The 18,826-nt window shown below is 70.8% G+C and carries 15 protein-coding genes; 13 read left to right on the forward strand and 2 right to left on the reverse strand.

All coding sequences use genetic code 11. The features are described from left to right. The first annotated feature begins 102 nt into the window (after positions 1–102). The 6 genes from FHR56_RS19060 (at position 103) to FHR56_RS19085 (ending at position 6,241) form a co-directional block, all read left to right on the forward strand. Positions 103–1,497, forward strand: coding sequence for an MFS transporter (locus tag FHR56_RS19060; protein WP_160947926.1), 1,395 nt, complete (start codon positions 103–105; stop codon positions 1,495–1,497). 126 nt (positions 1,498–1,623) lie between these two features. Continuing rightward, positions 1,624–2,439 carry an EcsC family protein gene (locus FHR56_RS19065; RefSeq protein ID WP_184502827.1) on the forward strand — a complete coding sequence of 272 codons (816 nt, stop codon included), beginning with the start codon at positions 1,624–1,626 and terminating at the stop codon, positions 2,437–2,439. Positions 2,440–2,544: 105 nt separating this feature from the next. Beyond that, a complete protein-coding gene (locus tag FHR56_RS19070) occupies positions 2,545–3,672 on the forward strand; it encodes an alpha/beta hydrolase (protein ID WP_160947925.1) in 1,128 nt (375 codons plus the stop codon). 98 nt (positions 3,673–3,770) lie between these two features. Further along, positions 3,771–4,598: an NYN domain-containing protein gene (locus tag FHR56_RS19075; protein WP_160947924.1), complete on the forward strand. Its 828-nt coding sequence runs from the start codon at positions 3,771–3,773 to the stop codon at positions 4,596–4,598. A 61-nt stretch (positions 4,599–4,659) separates the two neighbouring features. Further along, a complete protein-coding gene (locus tag FHR56_RS19080) occupies positions 4,660–5,262 on the forward strand; it encodes a DUF938 domain-containing protein (RefSeq protein WP_160947923.1) in 603 nt (200 codons plus the stop codon). A gap of 196 nt (positions 5,263–5,458) precedes the next feature. Beyond that, positions 5,459–6,241, forward strand: coding sequence for a hypothetical protein (locus tag FHR56_RS19085; protein ID WP_160947922.1), 783 nt, complete (start codon positions 5,459–5,461; stop codon positions 6,239–6,241). Positions 6,242–6,654: 413 nt separating this feature from the next. On the opposite strand, the gene FHR56_RS19090 is transcribed toward FHR56_RS19085, so the two are convergent. Beyond that, positions 6,655–10,377, reverse strand: coding sequence for an indolepyruvate ferredoxin oxidoreductase family protein (locus FHR56_RS19090; RefSeq protein WP_160947921.1), 3,723 nt, complete (start codon positions 10,375–10,377; stop codon positions 6,655–6,657). A 190-nt stretch (positions 10,378–10,567) separates the two neighbouring features. On the opposite strand from FHR56_RS19090, the gene FHR56_RS19095 reads away from it, so the two are divergent. Then, positions 10,568–11,179 (forward strand): tetratricopeptide repeat protein, encoded by a 612-nt coding sequence (locus tag FHR56_RS19095; protein ID WP_160947953.1) that lies wholly within the window; start codon positions 10,568–10,570, stop codon positions 11,177–11,179. A gap of 533 nt (positions 11,180–11,712) precedes the next feature. After that, positions 11,713–12,627: an AEC family transporter gene (locus FHR56_RS19100; protein WP_160947920.1), complete on the forward strand. Its 915-nt coding sequence runs from the start codon at positions 11,713–11,715 to the stop codon at positions 12,625–12,627. A gap of 199 nt (positions 12,628–12,826) precedes the next feature. Here FHR56_RS19100 and FHR56_RS19105 read toward each other — a convergent pair whose 3' ends face one another. After that, on the reverse strand, positions 12,827–14,320 hold the full coding sequence (locus tag FHR56_RS19105) for an AAA family ATPase (protein ID WP_160947919.1): 1,494 nt from the start codon (positions 14,318–14,320) through the stop codon (positions 12,827–12,829). Positions 14,321–14,447: 127 nt separating this feature from the next. Between FHR56_RS19105 and FHR56_RS19110 the strand changes: the two genes are divergently transcribed. The 5 genes from FHR56_RS19110 (at position 14,448) to FHR56_RS19130 (ending at position 18,777) form a co-directional block, all read left to right on the forward strand. After that, positions 14,448–15,080 (forward strand): ParA family protein, encoded by a 633-nt coding sequence (locus tag FHR56_RS19110; RefSeq protein WP_160947918.1) that lies wholly within the window; start codon positions 14,448–14,450, stop codon positions 15,078–15,080. Positions 15,081–15,095: 15 nt separating this feature from the next. Further along, a complete protein-coding gene (locus FHR56_RS19115; RefSeq protein WP_160947952.1) occupies positions 15,096–15,572 on the forward strand; it encodes a histidine phosphatase family protein in 477 nt (158 codons plus the stop codon). Between the two features lie 68 nt (positions 15,573–15,640). Next, on the forward strand, positions 15,641–16,183 hold the full coding sequence (locus FHR56_RS19120; protein ID WP_242081631.1) for a YceI family protein: 543 nt from the start codon (positions 15,641–15,643) through the stop codon (positions 16,181–16,183). An 11-nt stretch (positions 16,184–16,194) separates the two neighbouring features. Then, positions 16,195–18,189 carry a phospholipase D family protein gene (locus tag FHR56_RS19125; protein WP_160947951.1) on the forward strand — a complete coding sequence of 665 codons (1,995 nt, stop codon included), beginning with the start codon at positions 16,195–16,197 and terminating at the stop codon, positions 18,187–18,189. Between the two features lie 168 nt (positions 18,190–18,357). Then, complete coding sequence (locus tag FHR56_RS19130; protein WP_160947916.1) at positions 18,358–18,777, forward strand: hotdog fold thioesterase; 420 nt, start codon at positions 18,358–18,360, stop codon at positions 18,775–18,777. Positions 18,778–18,826 lie beyond the last annotated feature (49 nt).

Raw genomic sequence — 18,826 nt, forward strand, 5'->3', positions numbered from 1 at the left:
CCGAAGCGGCGCGGTCGGCAGTTTTCGCCCGACGCGGTGGCGCGCGTGCCGCTGGATCGGGCAGCATGCGCCGGCGCGTTTCCTCCCCCAGGACCTGCCCGCATGCGCGATGCCGCCGTTGCCGTTTCCGATCCCGTCGCCCTGGTTGCGGCGCGCCTGGAACGCCTGCCGCCGACCCGGAGCCTGTGGCGGCTGGTCGCGCTGCTGGCGCTGGGCGGTTTCTTCGAACTGTACGACCTGTTCCAGACCGCCTACCTCAGCCCCGGCCTGCTGCGCGACGGCGTGTTCGCCGAGGGTGCGGCCGGCGTGTTCGGCATCGCCGACCAGGCCGCGTTCGCCGCGGCGACGTTCCTGGGCCTGTTCCTCGGCGCGAGCCTGCTCAGCCCGCTGGTCGATCGCTTCGGGCGCCGCGCGGTGTTCTCGTTCGCCCTGCTCTGGTACAGCGTCGCCACCGTGGCGATGGGCCTGCAGCACAGCGCGTTGGGGGTGATCCTGTGGCGCGGCGTGGTCGGCATCGGCCTCGGCATCGAATTGGTCACCATCGACACCTACCTGTCGGAGATGGTGCCGCGGCAGATGCGCGGAGCCGCGTTCGCGCTGGCCTTCTGCGTGCAGTTCCTGGCGGTGCCGGCGGTGGCGTTGAGCGCCTGGGCGCTGGTGCCGCATGCGCCGTTGGGTGTGAGCGGTTGGCGCTGGGTGGCGCTGCTCAGCGGCGGCTTCGCGCTGGCGGTGTGGTGGCTGCGCAGCCGCCTGCCGGAATCGCCGCGCTGGCTGGCCACGCAGGGCCGGCATGCCGAGGCCGACGCGGTGCTGCAGCGGCTGGAGGCGCGCTGCGCCGCCGACCTGGGGCAGCCGTTGCCGGCACCGGCGCCGACATCGGCAACGCCAGTGCCGACGCCGCAGCTGTCCGCGCTGTGGCAGCCTCCGTACCGGCGGCGCATGGCGATGCTGGTGAGCTTCCACATCTTCCAGGCGATCGGTTTCTTCGGCTTCGGCAACTGGCTGCCGGCGCTGCTGGCGCGGCAGGGCGCCGACAGCGTGCACGGGCTCGGCTATGCCTTCGCGATCTCGCTGGCCTATCCGCTGGCGCCGCTGTTGCTGGTGGGCGTGGCGCAGCGCTGGGAGAACAAGTGGCAGGTGGTGGTGTCGGCCCTGGGCGCGGTGCTGTTCGGCCTGCTGTTCGCGTGGCAGCAGCAGCCGCTGCTGCTGATCGCCTGCGGCGCGGCGGTGACCTTCTGCAATGCCTGGATGAGCTTCGCCTACCACGGCTACCAGGCCGAGCTGTTCCCCACCGCGCTGCGCGCCCGCGCGGTGGGCTTCTGCTATTCCTTCAGTCGCCTGTCCACCGCCGCCAGCAGCCTGCTGATCGGCGTGCTGCTGGACCGCGCCGGCCACCGCGGCGTGCTCGGCTTCATCGCCGCCAGCCTGGTGCTGGCCGCCGCGGTGGTGGGCCGGTTCGGGCCGCGCACCCACCAGCGCGCGCTGGAGCGGATCTAGGGCCTGTCAGCACCTCCCGCGCAGGCACGGCCGGTTCCTGAACGTCCCGCACCGGTCATCGGGCCTCGACACCATGCCGCCGCGGCCCGGTGCATGCTGTCGCCTCCCTCGCCACGAGCTTCGGCCATGACCTCGCTATTGCCCGTCCCCGTGATGGATGCCGCCGACCACCGCGACCTGGCCCAGGCGCGCGCGCTGCTGGAACACCCGGGTCTGGCGGCGAAGATCGCCAATGCGGTGGGCGCGCCGATCGAGGCGTTGATCAGCAAGCGCATGCCGAAGATGCTGTCCTCGCGCCTCGATGCGGTCAGCCAGCGTGCGCTGCGGGTGGCGCTGCGCTCGGCGCTGCTGACCCTGCGTGGGCAGGCGCCGGAACGCGCGCGGCCGCGCCTGCACGGCGCCGCGGTGGCGGCGACCGGCGCCGCCGGCGGCTTCTTCGGCCTGCCCGGGCTGGTGGTGGAACTGCCGTTGACCACCACCCTGATGCTGCGCTCCATCGCCGACATCGCCCGCGCCGAGGGCGAGCGCCTGGACGACCCGGCCACCGCGCTGGCCTGCCTGGAGGTGCTGGCGCACGGCGGCCGCAGCCAGCGCGACGATGGCAGCGAATCGGGCTACTTCGCGGTGCGTGCGGCGATGGCGCAGCAACTCAGCGCTGCCGCGCAGTACATCGCCGCGCATGGGCTGGGCAGCAAGGGCGCACCGGTGCTGGTGTCGCTGCTGTCGCGCATCGCCGCCAAGTTCTCGGTCACGGTCAGCGAGAAGCTGGCGGCGCAGGCGGTGCCGCTGGTCGGCGCGGCCAGCGGCGCGCTGCTCAACACCGTGTTCATCGCCCACTTCCAGGCGATGGCGCGCGGCCACTTCACCGTGCGCCGGCTGGAACGCCGCTACGGCGAGGCCGCGGTGCGCCAGGCCTACGAGGCGTTGCCCGCGTCGCGCTAGTCGCATCGGCCAAGCGGCGGGATCGTGCAAAGTCGCGCGTGCGCCGCCCCGCTATCCTCGGCGATCGATCGATGCCGTGGAGGGCACCTGGACGTGATGGGAGCGATGTACAGACAAGGGGCGCGCCTGCTGGCGCTGATCGCGGGCGTGACCCCGCTGGCGTCGCGGGCCACGGACGCCGCACCGCCGCACAATGGCGTGCGGCACATGCCGACGTTCAATCTGCCGTTGTCGCCCTTCCTCAGTCCGCAGGCGCAGGCCGCCGCGCGCAAGGACATGGCGCAGGGCGACCCGCTGGCGAAGATGGACAACGCCACGCTGCGCCGCGAACTGCCGCGCATCCGTGCGGAGACCGAGGCCTGGGCCAAGACCGTGGTGGACCCGCTGCGCGAGCGCTACGGGGTGACGTTGCAGCGGACCACCTGGGACGGCGTGCCGGTGACCCTGGTGCAGCCGCGCGATGCCTCGCCGGCGCAGCGCCAGCGGCTGCTGATCGAATTGCATGGCGGTGCCTTCGTCATGGGCAGCGCGGCCTCGTTCGGCATGATGGAGGCGATCCCGGTGGCGGCGATGACCGGCGTCACCGTGGTCAGCGTCGACTACCGGCAAGGCCCGGAACACCGCTTCCCTGCGGCCAGCGAAGACGTGGCCACGGTCTATCGCGCCGCGCTCAAGCGCTACGCGCCGCAGCACATCGGCCTGTTCGGTTGCTCGGCCGGTGGCGTGCTGACCGGCGAGTCGCTGGCCTGGTTCGCCAAGGAGAAACTGCCGATGCCCGCTGCGGCCGGCATGTTCTGCGCCGGCGGCGATGCGCGCTACCGCGGCGATTCGCGCTACGTGGTGGCGGCGGTGAACGACGCACCGCTGCCCGATGCGCAGGGTGCGCTGCCGATCATGGAAGACCTGTACTACGGCGAGGGCGTGGACTTCCACGATCCGCTGGTGTCGCCGGTGTTCTCCGACGCGGTGCTGGCGCAGTTCCCGCCGCTGCTGTTCATCACCGGCACCCGCGCGGCGGAACTGAGCAATGTCGCCTACACCCACACGCGGCTGGTCGATCTGGGCCGCGAGGCGGACCTGCACGTGTGGGACGGCATGGGCCACGCGTTCCATCTGAACACCGCATTGCCGGAAAGCCAGCAGGCGCTGCGGGTGATCGCGCGCTTCTTCCGCCGGCATCTGGATCTGCCGCCGTCGCCGGCAGCGGCGCCGGTGGCCGCGACGCAGGACTGACCAACGCCTCGCGACTGGCCGTCGCCGCGTGGCGGTGGCACAGTGGCGGCCGCTGCCCTGCGGCCGCCTTCAACCCGTTTTCTGCCAGGTGCTCCGCCATGAAAACCCGCCACCGTTCCGACAGCGACGACGACCAGCCGCGGCTGGCGGTGCTGATCGACGCCGACAATGCGCAGCCATCGGTGATCGAAGGCCTGCTCGCCGAGGTCGCCAAGTACGGCCTGGCCAGCGTCAAGCGCATCTACGGCGATTTCACCAGCACGCGCATGACCCAGTGGAAGCAGGCCCTGCTGAAGCACTCGATCAGCCCGGTGCAGCAGTTCGCCTACACCAGCGGCAAGAACGCCACCGACAGCTCGCTGATCATCGACGCGATGGACCTGCTCTACACCGGCCGCTTCGACGGCTTCTGCCTGGTCTCGAGCGACAGCGACTTCACCCGCCTGGCGCAGCGCCTGCGCGAGGAGGGGCCGACGGTGTATGGGTTCGGCGAGCGCAAGACCCCGGATGCGTTCGTGCAGGCCTGCGACAAGTTCATCTACACCGAAGTGCTGCGCAGCGAGGCCAGCGCCGCCGAGTCGGCCAAGCCCGCTGCCGCGGCCGCCAAGCCGGCGGCCAAGGGCCGCAAGAAGCCCGCCGCGACGCCGGCCAAGCCCGAGCCGGCGCCGGTGCCGACCGAGACCAAGGCGGCCGCGCCACTGACCCTGCTGCGGCAGGCGATCGAGGAGGCTTCGGACGACCAGGGCTGGGCCGGACTCGGCAGCGTCGGCAGCTATCTGAACAAGGTGCGGCCGGATTTCGATCCGCGCCTGTACGGGCACAAGAAGCTCAGCGATCTGCTGCGCCGGTTGTCGTCGCACTTCGAACTGGAGGAGCGCGGCAACGAAGGCGGCGGCAAGCGCATCTTCGTGCGCTCGCGCGGATGAGCCGCCTGTCGCCGCGGTGTGGCGTCGCGGCACTGCCCGGCGCACCCAGGTGCACGACACGATGAGCGATCGACCCTACGCCCCGTCCTGCGACCGCAACCGCGATCCGATCCTGCAGGTGCTGCAGCGCCAGTTCGCCGACCGCCGCCGCGTGCTGGAGATCGGCAGCGGCACCGGCCAGCACGCGGTGTATTTCGCCGCGGCGCTGCCGCAGCTGACCTGGCAATGCAGTGAGCGTGCCGAGCACCTGCCCGGCATCGCGCAGTGGCTGGAGGCGGCGGCGCTGCCGAACACGCCGCCGGCGCTGGCGCTGGACGTGCGCGAAGGGCTGTGGCCGTGCGATGGCTACGATGCGGTGTTCACCGCGAACACCTTGCACATCATGGGTTGGGACGCGGTGCAGGCGTTCTTCGCCGGCGTCGGCCCGCTGTTGGCGAACAGCGCCGATGGCGTGCTGGCAGTGTACGGGCCGTTCAACGATGGCGGCGCCTTCACCAGCGACAGCAACCGCGATTTCGATGCGTGGCTGAAGGCGCGCGACCCGGCGAGCGGCATCCGCGATGCCGAGGCGGTGGATGCGCTGGCGCAGGCGCAGGGCCTGGTGCTGCAGGAAGACGTGGCGATGCCCGCCAACAACCGCTGCCTGGTCTGGCGCCGGGGCTAGGCGTGGCCGACCAGCGCGCGATCGACTTGTCGGCCGCGCGTTGCGTCCAGGTGACGAAGACGCGTCGTTCCCCTCATGACGGTTTCACCGTGGTGCCACGGCGGATTCACCGCGCGCTTGCGACTGTGCGACGACACCCGCCGCCGCCGAACGTGCCCGCGGCCGGTGCTTCCTTCCTTCGCCACGGAGCGTTCCCATGGACAACAACGACAAAGCCCGCGATCTCAATCGCGACCCGATTTCCGGCACCCCGGGCTCGCATCCGGTCGGGGTCGGCATCGGCGGCACCGCCGGCGGCGTGGCCGCGGGCGCACTGGCCGGCACCGTATTCGGGCCGCTCGGCACCTTGATCGGCGCAGCGGTGGGCGTGGTTGCCGGCGCGGCCGCGGGCAAGGGCGTGGCCGAGCGCATCGACCCCACCGGCGAGGACGCCTACTGGCGCGAGGAATACCGCAACCGCGACTACGCCAAGGCCGATTACGACTACGACCGCGACTACGCCGCGGCCTACGGCCTGGGCCTGCAGGCGCGCGAGCAGTATCCCTCGCGCACCTGGGACGAACACGAGCGCGAACTGTCGCACGACTGGGGCAAGCGCCGCGGCGACTCGCGCCTGGAGTGGGACGAGGCGCGACTGGCCGCGCGCGACTCCTGGGAGCGCGCCGATGCTACCTACCGCACCTACGAGGACAGCGACCGCTACTACGCCGAGCGCTTCGACACCGTGGACTACCGCGGCACCGACAGCAGCTACGACGACTACCGCCCGGCCTACCGCTATGGCGTGCAGGCGCGCAGCCGCTACCGCGATCGCGTCTGGGACGACCGCCTGGAATCGGATCTGGAAAGCGGCTGGGAGCGCGTCAAGGACCGCTCGCGGCTGAGCTGGGCGCAGGCCAAGGCCGCCGTGCGCGAAGCCTTCGATTCGGATCGCTACGATCGCCCCGGCCGCGGCAATCCGCCCGATCCGCGGGTCTGATGTCGCCGCGCGTTCGATCGGGTTGCCGCCAGCGGCGCCCGATTGAATTGCGCCTTCCGTCGGCGCAGCGTCCGCATATGCGCGGCCGCTGCGCCGTATGTGGGAGTGTTTTCTGTGGGAGGAACTTCAGTCCCGACGCGCAGTGTTTCCGATACCCGAGAATCAGGGCCGCGCTACGACCTTGCCACACGGGCAGTGATCCAAAGATGTTCCCCGGAAGTCATTCGGCAGTCCGGCGCGATGACGACATCCGAGGTCGCGGCTGAAGCCGCTCCTACGCAAAGCGGATAATGGTGTTGTAGGAGCGGCTTCAGCCGCGACGCTATTTACGCCGCACACCAAGCATCCCGCGGCATGCGTCATCGCCACGACCGGCACCGCCACCCACGGCGATGCCGACGTGACTGGGTGCCTCAGGCCGCCTGCACGATATGCAGCGCCTTGGGATTGCGCCAGGTCGCCAGCAGCCGCGCTTCGCGCTGCTTGGCGTCGTGCAGGTGCGCTTCCTTGACGTGGCCGTAGCCGCGGATGTGCTCCGGGATGCTGGCGATCTGCACCGCCAGCCCCAGGTTGTTCGCCTGCAGCCGCTGCAGCAGTTCGTCCACGGTGGCGACGTAGTCGGCGATCAACTGCCGTTCGCCGCGCCGCTCGGCACTGTAGCCGAACACGTCGAAGGCACCGCCGCGCAGGCGGCGCAGCTTGGCCAGCCACTTGAACGCGGTGAACATCCACGGGCCGTATTCGCGCTTGCGCAGCCGGCCCTGCGCGTCCTTCTTCGCCAGCAGCGGCGGCGCCAGGTGGAAGCGCAGCCGGTAGTCGCCCTCGAACTGCGCCTGCACCTGCTGCGCGAACGCGCCGCTGGTGTACAGCCGCGCCACTTCGTACTCGTCCTTGTAGGCCATCAGCTTGAACGCATAACGCGCTACCGCTTCGGTCAGCGCAGTCGAGGCTGGGGCCACGCGCTGCTCGGCGGCGCGCACGCGCTCCACCAGCGCGCTGTAGCGCGCGGCGTAGGTGGCGTCCTGGTAGTCGACCAGAAAGGCGTGGCGGCGTGCGACCAATTCGTGCAGCGAGCGCGACAGGCGGCTGTCGTCCAGCGGCGGGTGCCCGGTATCGCCGCTGTCGGCGGCAGCCGGCAATTCGCGCGCCGGACGCGGATTGGACGGATTGCGCGGGGCGGCGCTGGCGCCGGCCTCGTGGCCTTCCCACTCGCCCGGCGGCAGTTGCTGCAGGCCCAGCGCCTGGCGTTCGCGTTCGTCCGCGGCCGCATCGGTGAGGCCGGCCGCGCGTCGCGCCGCGGGCAGGTCCAGCGCCGCCAGGCGGCCCCAGGCGAACGCCTGCTGGTTCATCGCCACCGCCGCGCCGTTGAGCTCGATCGCGCGCATCAGCGCCGCGTGCGACAGCGGCACCAGGCCCTGCTGCCAGGCGTAGCCGAGCATGAACAGGTTGCTGGCGATGGCGTCGCCGAGCAGCGCAGTGGCCAGTTGCGTGGCGTCGAGCAGCAGCGGGTCGCGCCCGCCCAGCGCCAGGCGCACGCCGGCAATGATCTCGGCGGCGGGGAACTGCATGTCCGGATGCGTGGTGAAGGTGCCGGGCATCGCCTCGTAGCTGTTGAGCACCACCTGCGCGCGATCGCCGCGCACCTTGGACAGCGCCCAATAGTCGTTGACCACCACCATGTCGCAGCCCAGCACCAGGTCGGCCTCGCCGGCGGCGATGCGCACCGCGTGCAGGTCCTCCGGCTGCCGCGCGATGCGGATATGCGTCGTGACCGCGCCGCCCTTCTGCGCCAGGCCGGTCTGGTCGAGCACGCTGGCGCCCTTGCCCTCCAGGTGCCCGGCCATGCCCAGCAGCGCGCCGATGGTGACCACGCCGGTGCCGCCGACGCCGGTGATGAGGATGTTCCAGGGCTGGCGCAGGTCGCTGCGGAAGCTCGGCGCCGGCAGCTGCTCCAGCAGCGCCGCGGCCTCGGCCTTGCGGCCCTTGCGCGGCTGCCCGCCGTGCACGGTGACGAAGCTGGGGCAGAACCCGGACACGCAGGAATAGTCCTTGTTGCAGCTGGACTGGTCGATCTGGCGCTTGCGCCCGTACTCGGTCTCCTTCGGCAGCACCGACACGCAGAAGCTCTTCTCGCCGCAGTCGCCGCAGCCTTCGCACACCAGCGAGTTGACCAGCACGCGCTTGGGCGGATCGGGCAGCTTGCCGCGCTTGCGCCGGCGCCGCTTCTCGGTGGCGCAGGTCTGGTCGTAGATCAGCACGCTGGTGCCCTTGACCTCGCGCAGGCGCCGCTGCACCGCGTCCAACTCGCTGCGGTCGTGGAAGTCCACGTCGCTGGGGAACAGTTCGCGGCGCCGCGTCCACTTGCCGATGTCGTCGCTGACCAGGGCGATGGTGTGCACGCCTTCGGCACGCATCTGCCGGGCGATGTCGGGCACGCTGAGGGTGCCGTCCACCGGCTGCCCGCCGGTCATCGCCACCGCGTCGTTGTAGAGGATCTTGTAGGTGATGTTGACGCCGGCAGCGATCGATTGGCGGATCGCCAACGAGCCGCTGTGGAAATAGGTGCCGTCGCCCAGGTTCTGGAACACGTGCGGGGTGTCGGTGAACGGCGCCTGCCCGGCCCAGGTGACGCCTTCGCCGCCCATGTGGGTGAAGGTGTCGGTGGCGCGGTCCATCCACGTCACCATGTAGTGGCAGCCGATGCCGGCCATCGCCCGCGACCCCTCCGGCACCGCCGTGGAGGTGTTGTGCGGGCAGCCGGAGCAGTAGTGCGGCACACGCGGGAAGTTGGCGCGCGGCAGCGCCATTTCCGCTTCCTTGGCCTCCATCCAGCGCAGCCGCTGCTCGATCGAATCGGTGTCGAGCGCAGTGGCCTGGGTCAGGCGCAGGATGCGCTTGCCGATCACCCCGGCGATGGTGGCCGGGGTCAGTTCGCCGGTGGACGGCAGGATCCATTCGCCGGCCTCGTCGTACTTGCCGACGATGCTCGGGCGCGGGCCGGCGCTGGCCGGCCAGTTGTAGAACTGCTCCTTCATCTGCCGCTCGATGAAGGCCTTCTTCTCCTCTACCACGACGATGTCCTGCAGCCCGCGCGCGAATGCGGCGATGCCCAGCGGCTCCAGCGGCCAGGTCATGCCGACCTTGTACACGCGGATGCCGATGCGCGCGCAGGCGTCCGCATCCAGGCCCAGGTATTCCAGCGCCTGCAGCACGTCCAGGTAGCTCTTGCCGGTGGTGACGATGCCCAGCCGCGCCTGCGGCGCATCCATCACCGTGCGGTCGATGCCGTTGGCGCGGGCGAAGGCCTGCGCGGCGCGCACCGCATAACGGTGCAGGCGCATCTCCTGGTCCAGCGGCGGATCCGGCCAGCGGATGTTGAGGCCCCCCGGCGGCAGTTCGAAATCCTCCGGCAGCACGATCTGCCGCGCGAACGGATCCACCTGCACCGAGGCCGAGGATTCCACCGTCTCGGCGATGGTCTTGAAGCCGATCCAGCGCCCGGTGTAGCGGCTCATCGCCCAGCCGAGCAGGCCCATGTCGAGGATGTCCTGCACGCCGGCCGGATTGAGCACCGGCATCATCGCGCTGACGAACTCGTCCTCCGAGCCGTGCGGCAGGGTCGAGCTGCGGCAGGCATGGTCGTCGGCGGCCAGCGCCAGCACGCCGCCGTGGCGCGAGGTGCCGGCGGCATTGCCGTGCTTGAACACGTCGCCGCAGCGGTCCACGCCCGGGCCCTTGCCGTACCACATGGCGTACACGCCATCCACGCGCGCGCCGGGGAAGAGATTGGTCTGCTGCGTGCCCCAGACCATGGTCGCGCCCAGGTCCTCGTTGAGCCCGGGCTTGAACACCACGTTGGCCGCGTCCAGGTGCTTGCGCGCGCGCCACAGTTCCAGGTCGAACCCGCCCAGCGGGCTGCCGCGGTAGCCGCTGACGAAGCCGCCGGTGTTCAGCCCGGCGGCGCGGTCGCGCAGTTGCTGCATCAATGGCAGCCGTACCAGCGCCTGCACGCCGGACAGATAGATGCGGCCATCGGTGCGGGTGTACTTGTCTTCCAGCTTATAGCCGGTATCCACGCCGTCGGCAGCCGCTGCGGCGAGGGAGGACGACGGACGCGGATCGGCGATGCGGTTCATGGCTTGCCCGGAAATGGAAGGCTGGCGGGCGCGCAGCGCCTGCCGCGCGCGATCGCCCCGATTGTATCAGCGGCGATTTTTGCGCTCGTTCTCGTCCACGGCGGCGCGGGCACGGTAGGATGGGACTTGGGTGAGGGGATCACTCCAGGGGATTGCAGCAGTGAAGGCATACACATACGCAGTGGCCGCGATGCTGGCCTGCATCGGTCTGGCCACCGCGGCCAGCGTGCGGGCGCAGGCATTGCCGGCACCGAAAGAGTTCTATTTCGACGAAGACCGCAGCACCACCCGCCCGGTCACCGCCATCGCCGGCAGCGGCGAGGCCCTGGTCGATCGCCTGGCCAGTACCGTGCAGCGCGACCCCAACGCCAACGAGGCGCGCGCCCAGCTGGCCGGCATCGCCATGGCCGGCGGCCGCCGGGAACTTGGCGAACAGTTGTACCAGGCGGCGCTGCATGGCCTGCCCGCCGGCATGCAGCGGCGGCAGGTGCAGTGGAACTACGGGTGGGACCTGCTGCGTGCCGGCGATCCGGGCCGCGCGTTGAGCGAGTGGAGTGCCCTGGTCAACGGCCGCCCGGCGGCACCGGATTGGGTCCCGCCGACCCTGGCGCTGGCCTTGTGGCGGTTGCAGCGCAAGGACGAGGCGGTGAAGTGGTACGCCGCCGCGGCACGCACCTGGCCGGACAAATGGGGTGCCGGCGCCGATTTCGCCGCGTTGTTGCCGAGCTGGCGCGACGACGAGCGCGCCACCCTGGCCGACGTGCAGGCCGCCTGGAAGGCGGCGCCGCCGGCCTGGCCCTGAGGGCCGCGCGCCAAGGAGCGCGACGCGGCCAGCGCAATCCGTTGTGTTGATCGTGGTCGATCGCACGGGGCAAGGTGTCGTTGCTCCTGCACCGAGAGCCCGTCTGCGGCTGGGCGCAAGACAGGTGCGACGTCGTCGCGCATCGGCGCCGACAGGATGCAGATGGCCGAGGCGCCGGTCGCGGCTGAAGCCGCTCCGACGGATGTCGCGACGCCAGTCGCCGCCTGTCTATGCAGGCCAGCGTGCGCTGACTGCCGACGAGCACCCGCAGGTGCGCATCATGGCCTGCTCGGCCAGTACGCTTCGGCGTTCTACGGCCCGTGCTGCGAGGCCGCAGCCACGGCCTGCCGATGCGCGGCGCACCCTGCGCGGCATACGCGGCAGGAGCGAGCCGGCACGCTTCGTGGCCGCTATCCACGTCATCGGCATCGCCACGGCGACGAAGACGAGAACGCGATCCGCGCCGCCACGACGGCGTCTGCGCAGATGCCATGCGATGATGCCGCGTACCCGCTGGATTCCGTGCTGTACCCATGGCTTTCGATGCGTTCGCCCTGATGTTGGTCATGTTGGCGCTCGGCAAACTGTTCGCGCGCCAGCGCGTCCTGCCGGCCAACACCACCGAGGTGCTCAACGGGGTGGTGCTGTACCTGTGCCTGCCCGCCTCGGTGCTGATCTACGTGCCGCGCCTGCAGTTCAACCTGGACCTGCTCGGATTGATGCTGACGCCCTGGCTGCTGACCGGCGTGAGCGCGCTGGCGATGCTGGCCTTGCGCGGGCCGCTGCGGCTGCGCCGCGACCAGCAGGCGGTGCTGCTGCTGTGCGTGGCGCTGGGCAACTCCAGCTTCATCGGCTACCCGATGGTGCGCGCGCTGCTCGGCGAGGCGGCCTTGCCGTATGCGGTGGTCTACGATCAGTTCGGCACCTTCGTGCTGCTGTCCAGTTTCGGCCTGTACGTGCTGGCGCGCTACAGCGGCGAGGCGCCGCCCTCGCCGCGGCAGACGCTGTTGCGGATGGCGCGTTTCCCGCCGCTGTGGGCGCTGGCGTTCGCGCTGACCCTGATGCCGGCGCAGCCGCCGGCCTGGATCGCCTCCGGCCTGCAGCACCTGGCCGACGCGATGCTGCCGCTGGTGATGCTGGCGGTGGGCTTCTCGATCCAGTTGCGGCTGCCGCGCGAGGAACTGGCGCCGTTGGCGGCTGGTCTGGTGTTGAAGCTGCTGCTGCTGCCCGCCCTGGCCTGGCCGCTGTCGTGGGCGCTGGGCCTGCGCGGCCAGGCGCTGCAGGCCAACGTGCTGGAGTCGGCGATGCCGACCATGATCACCGCGGCGCTGCTGGCGATCTCGCATCGCCTCGCCCCGCGCCTGGCCGCGGCCCTGGTCGGCTACGGCATCCTGCTGTCGCTGGTGACCTTGCCGGCCTGGGCGTGGGTGTTGGGGGCGTTGCGTTGAGCCTGCGCCGGGAGGGTGCTACCTGGATCGATGTGGTGTGGCATGACGTGGGCGACGCACCCTCATCCGCCCCTCCGGGGCACCTTCTCCCGGAGGGAGAAGGGAAGCAAAGCCCCTCTCCCCTCGGGAGAGGGGCTGGGGTGAGGGTCGGGCGCAGCCTCGTACAGCGGCATCCCCCGGTCTCGCCCACCGCCCGCCGCTAATCCGCCGGCACTGTCCGTCCGCTGGCCCAGCTGCGCAGCGCCTGCACCTGTTCGGCCATCAGCACCGACAGCGGCCGCGTGCCGCGGATCTCCTGCATCAGCAGTTCGGTGTCCAGCGGCCGCTGTTCGGCGTGCGCGGCGTACAGCCCGGAGACGATCGCCTGTTCGATCTCCGCACCGGAAAACCCGTCCGCCGCGGCGGCCAGCGCCGACAGCGCGAACGCGTCCGCGTGCAGTTGCCGCCGGGTCAGGTGCAGGCGCAACAGCTCCACTCGGGCCTGCGGATCGGGCAGGTCGACGAAGAAGATCTCGTCGAAGCGGCCCTTGCGCAGCAGTTCCGCCGGCAGCTCGTGCACCTGGTTGGCGGTGGCGACGATGAACACCCCGGCGCTGCCGTCGGCGTTGCCGCGTTCGGACATCCAGGTCAGCAGTGTGCCGAGCACGCGCCGCGACACGCCGCCGTCCTCGCCGCCGCTGGCTAGCCCCTTCTCGATTTCGTCCATCCACAGCACGCACGGCGCCAGCTGCTCGACCGCGGCCAGCGCGTCGCGCAGGTTCTTCTCGGTCTCACCGTGGTACTTGGCGTACAGCGCGCCCATGTCCAGGCGCAGCAGCGGCACGCCGAACCCGGCCGCGGTGGCCTTGGCCAGCATCGACTTGCCGCAGCCCTGCACGCCGAGCAGCAGCACGCCCTTGGGCGGGTCCAGCCCCGGCGGGGCGGTGCCGGCGAACACCGCGCGGCGCTGCGCGATCCACTGCTTGAGCCGGCGCGCGCCGGCCACGTCCTCGAAGCGCGTGGCATCGTTGTCGTACTGCAGATGGCCGCTGCGGTTGAGCAGTTCGAACTTGAGCTTGGCCAGTTGCGGCAGGTCGGATGCGGTGAGCGCGCCGTCGGCGTAGATCAGCTGGCGGGCGATGCGCCGCGCGTCGATCAGGCTGAGCCCGCGCAGGTTGCGCAGGATCTGCTTGACCGCCTCCCCGTCGACCTCGACCCGGCGTCCGCCGAATTCGCGTGCGTAGCCCTGCGCTTCCTCCTGCACCATCTTCAGCAGCGCGTTGGCATCGGGCAGGCGTGGATTGAAGCGGGTGGCCAGCGCCTCGAGTTCGGGCGGCAGTTCGATCCGCGTGCCGATCAGCACCAGCACGTGCGGCTGGCAATGGCGGCGCTCGACGATGTCGCGCAGCAGGCGCTGGTGGCTGGCATAGCCCAGGTACGGGGTGACGTCGAGCAACAGGTAGATGCCGCGTTGATCGGCCTGCTTGATCGCCTGCAGCACCGCGCTGGCGTCCGGCGGCCCGCTCGGCGGATCCTCGCGGTCCAGGTCGATGCGGCGCAGGCCCTCGGTGATCGACCAGCGGTGCAGGGCGCGCCAGACCTGCATCAAGGCCTGCCGGAACAGATCGACGATGCGCGCCTCCTCCTGCGTCTCGATCACGATCAGGGGCGTGTTGGCGCGGATCAGCGCGACCAGGTCCTGCAGTTCGCTCATGGCATTGGAAGCCGAAGGGGGCCGCCACGATAGCAAGCCCGGCGGCGGGCGGCGTGCTGCGCGTTGACTACCGGCTGACGTAGGGCCGGTGTACGCTCCGGCTTCTTCCCCCGGAAGCGAGGCGTGCATGAAGACGATCCTGGTGGCCGGCTCCAAGGGCGGCGTGGGCAAGACCACGGTCGCCACGCACCTGGCGGCGTCCTACGCGCTGGCCGGCAAGCGCACGGTGCTGGCCGATGCCGATCCGCAGGGCTCCTCGACCCGCTGGGCCGAACGCCGCGCCGGGCTGGACAGCGCGGTGCTGCCGATCGACGCCAGCCGCAAGCGCAGCTGGCGCGCGGCCCTGCCCGACGATGCGCAGCGGGTGATCGTCGACGCCGCCGCCGGCGCCATGGCCGAGGATCTGGGCCACTTCCTCGAGGAGGCCGACGCGGTGGTGGTGCCGGTGATGCCGTCGGCGCTGGACATCGACGCCACCGTCGGCTTCCTCAACACCCTGGCCAAGGTGCCGCGGGTGCATCAGCGCAAGCTGCCGGTCGGGCTGGTGCTCAACCGCAGCAAGCCCTGGACCAATGCCACCCAGCAGGCGCTGCAGATGCTCGCCGACTGGCCCTACCCGGTGGTGGCGCAACTGCGCGACAGCCAGGCCTACGTGGTGCTGGTGGGGCTGGGCCGCAGCCTGTTCGATTACCACTCCGTCCAGGTCCGCGACCATCAGCAGGACTGGGAACCGTTGCTCAAGTGGCTCAAGAAGGCCTGACCGATGACCATCGTTTTGCGAGAAGTGATCCTGCTGCGCCATGCCCACGCCGAGCCGGCCGACACCGGCCAGGCCGATTTCGACCGGCCGCTGTCGCCGCACGGCCTGGCCGAGGCCGAAGCGGCCGGGCGCTGGCTGCTGGAGCAGCGGTTGGTGCCGGACCGGGTGCTGTGTTCGCCGGCGCGGCGCGCGCGCGAGACCCTGGAGGCGGTGCTGGGCCTGACCGGCTACGTCGAGCAGCGCCTGGAGCCGCGCATCTACGAGGCCACCTCGGGCACCCTGGCCGATCTGCTGGATGGCCACCGCGACGTCGAGCGGCTGCTGCTGGTCGGCCACAACCCGGGCCTGGAGCGGCTGGCGGCGCTGATGCACAGCGGCCAGTCCGGCGACTACCGCGGCATGCCCACCGCCAGCGTCGCCGTGCTCGGGGTGCCGCACGACGCGGCGATCGAGCCGGGCGTGGCGCGGTTGACCGCGTTCTGGTGGCCCTGAGCGCGCTGCGCAGGTTCCTGCGGCCGGCGCTGTGCGCCGCGCTGCTGCCGTTGTGTCTGTGGTGCGCCATCGGCCACGCGCAGGTGACGCCTGCGCCGCTGGCGCCCGGCGAGTACGGGCTGGACCCCGCGCAGTCGCGCTTCGGGTTCGAGATCCGTACCCGTTTCGGCCAACGCATCGAAGGCTTCTTCCCGCGCTACGAGGGCACCGTGCATGTGCTGCCCGACGGTCGCCACCAGGTGCAGCTGCGCCTGTTCACCGCCTACGTGGAGATTCCCGGCAAGCCACGCTACACCGGCTGGATGCGCGGCGAGGATTTCTTCGACGCGCCACGCTACCCCACCGTGTCCTTCGACTCGCAGCCGTTCTCGCCGCAGGTGCTGGGCAAGGGCGGGCCGGTGCCCGGCACGCTGAGCATCCGCGGGATCAGCCACGCCGAGACGCTGACCGTCATGCCGGCCGCATGCACCCGCCCAGGCTATGATTGCGATGTCATCAGCCGCGGTACGGTATTGCGTGGACGTTACGGAATGGACAAGTGGGATCTGGCCTTGAGCGACCGGGTCACGTTCGTGCTGCGCGCACGCCTGACCGAGGCGGCTCCTCGGTGACATCGCGGCTGATGCGGGTGCTGGTGGTGGTGGCGCTGCTGCTCGGCAGCGGCTGCGCGAGCCTGTCGCAGGCGCAGCACGGCCGTGCCGTGGCGATCGCCGAGGCCGCGCGCGACCGCCAGGTCGACTGCACGCGCGGGGACCACTGCGCGCTGGCCTCGCCGCTGCGCGGGCTGGCCGGCAAGGCCTTCGCCCAGTCCGGCGACGGCGCGCCGCGGCATTACGCCACCATCCTCGACCATGGCGAAGAGGCGCTGGTGGCGCGGGTCAACCTGATCCGCAGCGCCAGCCGCAGCATCGACCTGCAGACCTACATCTTCGACAAGGACGACAGCGCACGGCTGGTGATGGACGAGTTGCTGGCCGCGGCGCGGCGCGGGGTCAAGGTGCGGGTGCTGATCGACCAGCTCTCGGCGATCTCCGACCTGCAGATCCTCGGCGCGTTGGCCGGCGCGCACGAGAACTTCTCGCTGCGCATCTACAACCCCACCTTCGGCCTGGCCAAACCCAACTACTTCCACTACGCGGCCAGCGTGCTGTGCTGCTTTCGCCGCTTCAACCAGCGCATGCACAACAAGCTGCTGGTGATCGACGATGCGATCGGCGTGGTCGGCGGGCGCAACTACCAGGACGATTACTACGACTGGGACGCCGAGTACAACTTCCGCGACCGCGACGTGCTGGTCGCCGGTCCCGTGGCGCGGTCGATGGCCGCCAACTTCGATGCGTACTGGGCGGCGCGGCGTAGCGTGCCGGTGGCACGGCTCAACGACGTCGGCAAGCTGCTGCTGCGCGAGGGCGTGCCGGCGATGCCGCCGGCGCAGTTCCTGCGCCCGGAGCGGGTGCAGCGGGTCAGCGAGGAGGCGGCCGATCCGGCCTTCGTGGAGAACGCCTTCGTGCTGCCGGCCTTGCCGGTCAAGCACGTGGACTACGTCGCCGACCTGCCGCAGAAGCACCGCCGCGAGCACGGCCCCAAGGCCATTTCCACCGCGCCCAAGCTCGACCGGCTGATCGCCGAGGCGCGCGAGGAGATCATCCTGCAGACGCCGTACCTGGTGCTGTCGGACCCGGCGCAGGAGATCTTCCGCGACCTGCGCAAACGCACCCCGCCGCCGCGCGTGGTGGTGGCCACCAACAGCCTGGCGGCCACCGACAACCCGGTGGTGTACGCGCTGTCCTACAAGTACAAGCGCCGCAACCTGCGCGAGCTCGGCTTCGACATCTACGAGTACAAGCCGTTCCCGCTGGACGCGCCGGTGGACTACACGAACCTGCTGCCGGCGCCGTTGCAGGGCGAGCTGCCGTCCACGCCGGCCAGCGGCGAGAACCGCGGCGATGCCGGCAGCGGGCGCAACACGCTGCTGGGCGGCAGCGCCGCCGGGCGCAGTTCGCTGCTCGGCAGCGGCAGTGGCGGGCCATCCGGCGGCCGCGGCGACGGCAGCCAGGTCGAGCGTCGCGTGCTGCGCACCGAGACCCGCCCGTCCTACCTGAGCCGGCGCATCGCCAACCGGCCGTTGCCGGTGACCCGCGAGGGCGCGCGCATGGGCCTGCACGCCAAGTCGCTGGTGGTGGACCGCCGTGTCGGCGTGATCGGCACCCACAACTTCGACCCGCGCAGCGAGACCTACAACACCGAAGGCGCGGTGATCGTCGACGATCCGGCGTTCGCGCAGGCACTAGCGGCCAGCATCGGCCGCGACATCGAGCCGGAGAATTCCTGGGTGGTGGCACCGCGGGTCAAGCCGCCGGTGCTGTCGGGCCTGAACTACAGCATGGGCAAGGTCTCCGAGGCGCTGCCGGTGCTTGACTTCTGGCCCTGGCGCTACGCCACCGACTACGATTTCCAGCCCGGCCCCGACTGCCCGGCGCCGCTGACCCGGCGCGATCCCGGCTTCCACCGCTGCTACAAGGCGGTCGGCGATTTCCCCGAGGTCAACGTCGGCCCCAAGTGGCTGCTGGTGCGCATGTTGACCGCGTTCGGCTCGGGGCTGGTGCCGATTCTTTGAGTGGCCGGGAGTGGGGATTCGGGATTGGGGATTCGTAAAAGCAAGTCCCTGCGACCGGATGCCCAGTGCAGGCGCGATAATGTCCGTGCCTGGGATGCGCTCTTGCGGCTCCTGGTTTTTCAGCAGCCGAATGGCTGCTCATCCCCAATCCCCAATCCCGGCCTCCCAATGTCCTTTCGCGCACCTGCCGATCTCGCCGCCCTCAACGCCGATTGCCGCGACACCCTGATCGCGCACCTGGGCATCGTCTTCACCGAGGCCGGGCCGGACTGGCTGCGGGCGACGATGCCGGTGGACGCGCGCACGCGGCAGCCGTACGGGCTGCTGCACGGGGGTGCGTCGGTGGTGCTGGCCGAAAGCCTGGGCAGCACCGCCGGCAACCTGTGCGTGGAGCCGGGGCGCATCTGCGTGGGCCTGGAGATCAACGCCAACCATCTGCGCAGCGCGCGCGACGGCGTGGTCACCGGCACCGCACGGCCGCTGCACGTGGGCCGCAGCACCCAGGTGTGGGAAATCCACATCGAGGACGCGGCAGGCAAGCCGGTGTGCGTGTCGCGGTTGACCCTGGCGGTGGTCGACCGCGGCTGAGCCCGGTCCATGGCTGAACCCTGCCGTGGCGCGCGCTGCCGCGGCGGCG

The organism is Xanthomonas sp. F10 (assembly GCF_014206815.1).
GTDB classification, from domain to species: Bacteria; Pseudomonadota; Gammaproteobacteria; order Xanthomonadales; family Xanthomonadaceae; genus Xanthomonas_A; species Xanthomonas_A indica.